Raw genomic sequence first — 5647 nt, forward strand, 5'->3', positions numbered from 1 at the left:
TCATCAGCATCTCAGATTCGAGCCTCCAAGGCTCCGGCAGTCATGGGGTCTAAGCCCGGCGATCGTCCCGATTGGGATGGTGAAACGGGAAGATCACAGCCTTCTCGAAACTCACGTGCGATCGACGTACCTGATATCAGCTTCGCGCCGTCGCGGCGGTCGGGTATCAAACCATGGTGGACAATAACGAGCCGATACCAGCCGACGACTTCGTGCGATCTGAGGGCTTACCCTTCATGGCGCATGTCCTGCGTCGCCTGTCGGACGAACTCGTTCAAGGGTGCGAGCGCTGGTATCCGCTGTTTGGGCTGACGGCACCGCCGCGCACCGCCTCGACGCTCCACCTGCTGCTACGCCGTGGCCCACAACAGGTTCTGCAGATCGCGGACGCGCTGCGCCAGTCGCACCCGCTCGTCATCACCTGGGTCCGGCAGCTCAGGGCGCTCGACATGATCGCGACCGCGGCCGATCCGGCCGACCGCCGCCGAACGATAGTCAGCCTTACCGACCGGGGACACGCGGAGGCGACCCGGATGCTCGATGCCGACGTGGTGATCGCGCGGGCATATCACGCTCTGCTGGAGGAGGCGGACGCTGCCGTATTCGAGCCGCTATGGCGGCTGGAGGCGACGCTGCGGGAGCGGAGCTTCCTCGACCGGCTCGTCGCAGCGCAGGCAGAGGATCAGGAAGCCGGCCGGTAGCCGTCCGGCGCCGATGGCAGGGCACGCCGCGGTAGCGGCTGCTCGGCGTTCGCCGCCTCGACCAGCAGGCTCGCCAGGATCACCGCCGCCTGCCGCAGGTCGGCTGCGCGCAGATGGTCCGCGCTGTCGAGCGTGGTGTGGTGGACGCGCGCGTCGTAATCGAGGTCGTCCTGGATGAACTGGAACGCCGGCAGCCCGATCGCCGACATGACCTGCTGGTCGGAACCGCCGGTCGGCCGCGCGGCGACGGTGGTCGCGCCCATGCTGGCGAACGGCGCGAGCCAGGCGCGCAAGGTCGGGATCGCCGCCAGATTGCCCTCGCCGTAGATGCCGCGCAGCTTGCCCGACCCGTTGTCGATGTTGAAGTAGCCAGTCATATCGCGGTAGCCCGGCAGCGGCGTCACCGGCCAGGTCTGCGAGAAATAGGGGCCGAACAGCCGTTTGTCGGGATCCGGATCGGGCGGCCTTCGTGCCAGATGCGCGGCGACATAGGCAGACGAGCCGAACAGGCCCTGTTCCTCGCCCGACCACAGGGCAAAGCGGATCGTCCGCCTGGTTCGCACATGCAGCTTGGACAGGATGCGTGCGGCCTCCATGACGATGGCGACGCCTGCACCGTTGTCGGTCGCGCCGTCGGCGGCGGTCCAACTATCGAGGTGCGCGCCCGCCATGACATAACCGTTCGTGCGGGAGGTGCCGGGCAGGTCAGCCAGCACGTTATAAGCCATGGGATCGCTGTCGTCGTATCGGACGGTGGAATTGAGCCGCAGCGATACCGGCCCATCGCGCAGCAGGCGCACCATGCGCCGATAATCCTCCGCCGCCATTTCGAACCCCGGCAGCGGAGGTGTGTGGCCAATGCGGAACCCGAAGCCCTCACCGCTGACCAGGCCGTTGTCGTGCGCCGACATACGAATCCAGGCGACGGCACCCTCCGCCTTTAGGAACGCCTCTGCATCGAAGGAGGCGCGCTGCGCCTTGGCGAGGCGGTCGAGGACCGCCGGGTCGGTGACGGGCTGGCGGAAGGTGTCGAGCGCCGCGAGGTCGGCGTCCGATCGCCGGGTGAACGGCGCCTGCGTCTCGTCGGCCGGCTCGCGCGGGGCGCTCAGCAGCACGATTTTCCCCACCAGCTTGCCACGCCATGCCGCATAGTCGCTCGCGCGCACGATCGGCGCCAGGATCGCCTCCGCCGTCTTCGGTCCGCCCGTGCCCGGCGTCCACGCGACCGGAATGGAACGCAGCGCGATCCGGCGCGGCGCGATCATGGTCGCGCTCGCCTCTTCCACGCTCCAGCCACGGCCAAAGTCGAACGGCTCGGCGCGAACATCGCTCAACCCCCACCCGCGAAGGCGTGCCTTCGCCCATGCCTCCGCCTGGCGCATCGCTGGCGAGTTGGTCAGCCGGCCGCCGATATGGTCGGCAAGGTAGGTCGCGGTCGCCATCACCTCGCTGTGCGCGAAACCTTCGTCGATGATGCGCGCACCGATCGGCACCTCCGGCGAGGGCGCGGCGCCGACCAGCAGGGCCGTGGTGACGGCGAGCCCGATCTGTCGCAGGCGCATCGCCCTCAGCATCCCGCCGGGGTCGCATCGAGCATGGCGGGTACGGACATGACCTCGATATCGGTCATCTGGCGTAGATACGCTTCGATGAACGCCTTGTGCGCCGCCCCCACGATTAGGAGCGCACGCCCGCCCGGCATCGGCGCGGTCACCTCGCGGATGGTGGTCGCCATACGCAGGTTCTGCGCTTCCCACGCGGCGACCCGCTGACGGCCGGAGGGGCCGAAGCCAGCGGTCTGTTCCAACGACAGCCATTGCGCCTTCGCATCGAGCTGCCCGAAGCGGGGAGAGTTCAGCGCCCGGAACATCGGCATCACCCGGTCCGGCGCGTCGAGCGCCAGCGCCTTGGAGCCATAGGGTTGCAGCTCGGGCGTCGCCTTGTTCAACCCATCCACGATGGCGGGATGGGCCTTCACCGCCGCGCCGAACACGGCGTCGTCGGGGAGCGCCGTGTCACTGAGGTGATCGCCCGCCGAGAAGATGCGCGGCAGGCCGAGTCCCACAGCCAACGGCACCGCCATCGACGTGATTTCGCCCCGCCCGGTGGCGAACCGCTCGATCGTGCGCCTCATCTTGTCCGTCACGCCGTCCGCCGCAATCCGCTCGCCAGGCGCAAGTTGCTGCCACTGCACGGCAGCCGAGAAGGGCTCGCCGGCCGCCAGGAACAGCCCGGCGAGCCGGCGTCGATCGGCCGGCGCCGGCCGGGGGCGGGCCGCCAGGGTGTTGGTCTGCGCAAGCGCGGCGGCGCCGTCGAGACCGAGCGAGGCTTGCGCGTCCTTGGCGATCGACAGCGTCGGCCCGGCCCACTTGCCGGCATCGCCGTGTACCGCCTTGTAGGCGTCGATCTGCGCGAGCTGCTCGCCGGACATGGCCTCGATCAGGATCGCGTCGGGGGCATAGGCATGCAGCCGGCACATTACCGGCGCGAGCCACGCCGGATCGAACGCCTTGGGCGCGTTGTCCAGATGGCTGATCCCCAGCACCATGACCTTGGTAGCCGGCATCGCCAGCCCTGCACGCGCGGAAGGTGGCGCAAAGACTGCGTCCTGACCGCCAGCCCGCGCGCCTCCCGAGATGGCGACCATCATCGCGATCACCACCGCCTTGATCGTCCTTGTCCGCACAAGCCACTTCCCTGAATATGTCAACGCTTACATATTAGCGCTTGGGACTGATTGATGCTAGGCCGCACGTCGACAAGCGGAATGGAAGCCAGGGGCATCAATGCCGGAAGATCGAACACCAGCGTCCAAGCGCCCGTGGCGCGACGGTCTCGCGCTGACCGTCGCGGCATTGTTAGTGTGGAACGCGATTGTGTTGTGGCTCCTCTACACGGGCGCCACGGACCACGAGATGGGCAGCGACGCGGCCGGAGCTGGCATGGCCCGTGGCTTTCGCCAGTTGTTCGCTACCACGAGCGCAGTTGGCATCGTGGTGCTTGCGTTGCCGGCCATCATCATCCGGCATCGCGGCGTTCGCTTAGCTTTCACGGGGCTGCTTGCCGTTGCGAGTTGCCTCACTCCCATGATGCTCTGAGCTGCACCAACCCAAGAAAAACAACCGCTTCTGATTTGTCCCATCCCCTACGAATGTCTTCGTTGACATACTACGAGACCGTTCGTAGGCATGCGCTATGAAGCGGTCGCTGACTTTCCCCGACAGTGACGTGCCACTGCCGACAGAGGCGGAACTCGAAATCCTGCAGGTGATCTGGCGACAAGGCCGCAGCACGGTCGGAAGCGCGCATTACGACCTGAATGAACAGCGCGAGCGTGGCTACACGACGGTTCTAAAGCTCTTGCAGATTATGCTCGCGAAGGGATTGGTTACCCGGCTCGATAATGAGCGAATGCATTTCTATCTGCCGGCCGTGAGTGAAGACCAAGCGCGCGCGGCTTACGTGCACGAAGTCGCGCGCAAGCTTTTCTCGGGCTCGCTCTTCAGCCTTGCATCCTTCGCGCTAGGGCTCTGCCCGGCTGACGAGGAGATCGACGACATTAGGGCAACACTGGCAGCGCACGACCAAGACGCCAGCCGGTAGAGCTGATCTGTATTTAGAGGGGAGTAGACCATGAGAACGCTGCTTTTTGCCGCGTTGCTGTCCGGCGCAGCTTCAGGGGCAGGTGCTGTTTCCGATAAGCCGGTACATCTGCCACTGGAGAGCTATCGTAAAGGCGTGGCAGCGCGGGTGGAGGTGGCCGGACGGCAGCGTCTCTTTCAACTCGATACGGCTGGCGGCATCACCGTGATCTCGCCTTCACTGGCGAAGGAGCTGAACTGTCAGCCTTGGGGAGCGATAACCGGCTTCCACATGACGGGCACCAAGATCACCACGCCACGCTGCGACAACGTCGAGATACACTGGCAGAACCAGACACTGCGTAGCCCTGTCGCGACCGTGCTGGCGGTTGGCTCCCCGGATAGCCCCATTGACGGCCTGCTTGCACTCGACGCGTTCGCCGGCCGCACCGTGACGATAGATTTCGCTCGACGGGAACTCACCTTGGGAACTGCCGACAGTGCCACCCGACGCAAGGTAGGAGCGATCGAGGTTCCGGCGCATCTCGCCCGCGAGATAGGCGGCTTGGCACTATCCGTGTTTGTAGAGGCCCCGACAGCGCGCGGACCAGCGCGACTCGAATTGGACAGCGGCAATGGCGGTACGCTCCTTGTGGCTCGCCCGTTACTTAAGTCGTTTAATCTGAAAGAGGTCACGGGAGAAGGACCACAGGAAGGCCGCTTCAAGGTCGCGGAGGGCGTCGAAGCTGCCGGGCTGATATTCAGTCCCGACATCGTAATCGACGGCAATCTCGGTATGCCATTCCTCAAACATTGGATTGTTACTATGGATTTAGCTAACGGACGCGTTTGGTTTAGGCGAAATCCAGTAGCTGCCCCTGACGGGATGGGTGCGCCGCCCCCGGTAGAGCCGGTAAACTAGCTTCGAGAAAGCATTGCGGCCGGAGGCGAAGCGACGCTCCTCAATCGTTTCATTGAGCATCGCCGCTGAGACCGCGGCATTCCCGATGAAAGGGGTAGCGGGAAGCTCGGACCTTTCCCGCAAAGGAACCCGTAGCGAGACAGCCGGGGAGTATGCGCTGATCGCGCAGGTCGCGACTGCCCGGTTTTCCCAAAATCTGTTCCCGAATAGGTTTTCCCGAAATGGCGCATCGAAGATGGAGAAATGGGACGCTCCGCAAACGTGCGTATGCGTGACGGAGCGCCTGTCTAGCTCGATCGGCATCGAACGGTGTCACCTAACCCGTCACGCGATCTATGCGCCCTAATCGGTCCCGGCTCGGGGCGGAATGACACGCTAACAGCGGACCCTTAGACCCCATGACTGCCGGAGCCTTGGAGGCTCGAATCTGAGATGCTGATGAT

The 5647-nt window shown here is 65.1% G+C and carries 6 protein-coding genes; 4 read left to right on the forward strand and 2 right to left on the reverse strand.

Annotated features, from left to right (window positions below):
* The first annotated feature begins 236 nt into the window (after positions 1 to 236).
* Positions 237 to 701: a MarR family winged helix-turn-helix transcriptional regulator gene (locus Q0579_RS06575; protein WP_298810405.1), complete on the forward strand. Its 465-nt coding sequence runs from the start codon at positions 237 to 239 to the stop codon at positions 699 to 701.
* On the opposite strand, the gene Q0579_RS06580 is transcribed toward Q0579_RS06575, so the two are convergent.
* Positions 683 to 2263 carry a M20/M25/M40 family metallo-hydrolase gene (locus Q0579_RS06580; RefSeq protein ID WP_298810408.1) on the reverse strand — a complete coding sequence of 527 codons (1581 nt, stop codon included), beginning with the start codon at positions 2261 to 2263 and terminating at the stop codon, positions 683 to 685. The two genes, Q0579_RS06575 and Q0579_RS06580, sit on opposite strands and share 19 nt — an antisense overlap.
* A gap of 5 nt (positions 2264 to 2268) precedes the next feature.
* Entirely contained in the window at positions 2269 to 3363 is a 1095-nt protein-coding gene (locus Q0579_RS06585) for a DUF5694 domain-containing protein (protein WP_298810410.1), read from the reverse strand.
* A gap of 124 nt (positions 3364 to 3487) precedes the next feature.
* Here Q0579_RS06585 and Q0579_RS06590 point away from each other — a divergent pair, with 124 nt between their 5' ends.
* The 3 genes from Q0579_RS06590 (at position 3488) to Q0579_RS06600 (ending at position 5204) form a co-directional block, all read left to right on the forward strand.
* Complete coding sequence (locus Q0579_RS06590) at positions 3488 to 3799, forward strand: hypothetical protein (protein WP_298810412.1); 312 nt, start codon at positions 3488 to 3490, stop codon at positions 3797 to 3799.
* 97 nt (positions 3800 to 3896) lie between these two features.
* Positions 3897 to 4304: a BlaI/MecI/CopY family transcriptional regulator gene (locus Q0579_RS06595; protein WP_298810413.1), complete on the forward strand. Its 408-nt coding sequence runs from the start codon at positions 3897 to 3899 to the stop codon at positions 4302 to 4304.
* Positions 4305 to 4334: 30 nt separating this feature from the next.
* Positions 4335 to 5204, forward strand: coding sequence for an aspartyl protease family protein (locus Q0579_RS06600; protein ID WP_298810414.1), 870 nt, complete (start codon positions 4335 to 4337; stop codon positions 5202 to 5204).
* Positions 5205 to 5647 lie beyond the last annotated feature (443 nt).

Origin of the sequence: uncultured Sphingomonas sp. (genome assembly GCF_936927845.1) — a bacterium.
Taxonomy (GTDB): domain Bacteria; phylum Pseudomonadota; class Alphaproteobacteria; order Sphingomonadales; family Sphingomonadaceae; genus Sphingomonas.

Excerpts from the sequence above, each read along its gene's own strand:
- Q0579_RS06590 (WP_298810412.1), top strand. The coding sequence starts at position 3,488 with ATGCCGGAAGATCGAACACCAGCGTCCAAGCGCCCGTGGCGCGACGGT.
- Q0579_RS06595 (WP_298810413.1), top strand. The coding sequence starts at position 3,897 with ATGAAGCGGTCGCTGACTTTCCCCGACAGTGACGTGCCACTGCCGACA.
- Q0579_RS06600 (WP_298810414.1), top strand. The coding sequence starts at position 4,335 with ATGAGAACGCTGCTTTTTGCCGCGTTGCTGTCCGGCGCAGCTTCAGGG.
- Q0579_RS06580 (WP_298810408.1), bottom strand. The coding sequence starts at position 2,263 with ATGCGCCTGCGACAGATCGGGCTCGCCGTCACCACGGCCCTGCTGGTC.
- Q0579_RS06575 (WP_298810405.1), top strand. The coding sequence starts at position 237 with ATGGCGCATGTCCTGCGTCGCCTGTCGGACGAACTCGTTCAAGGGTGC.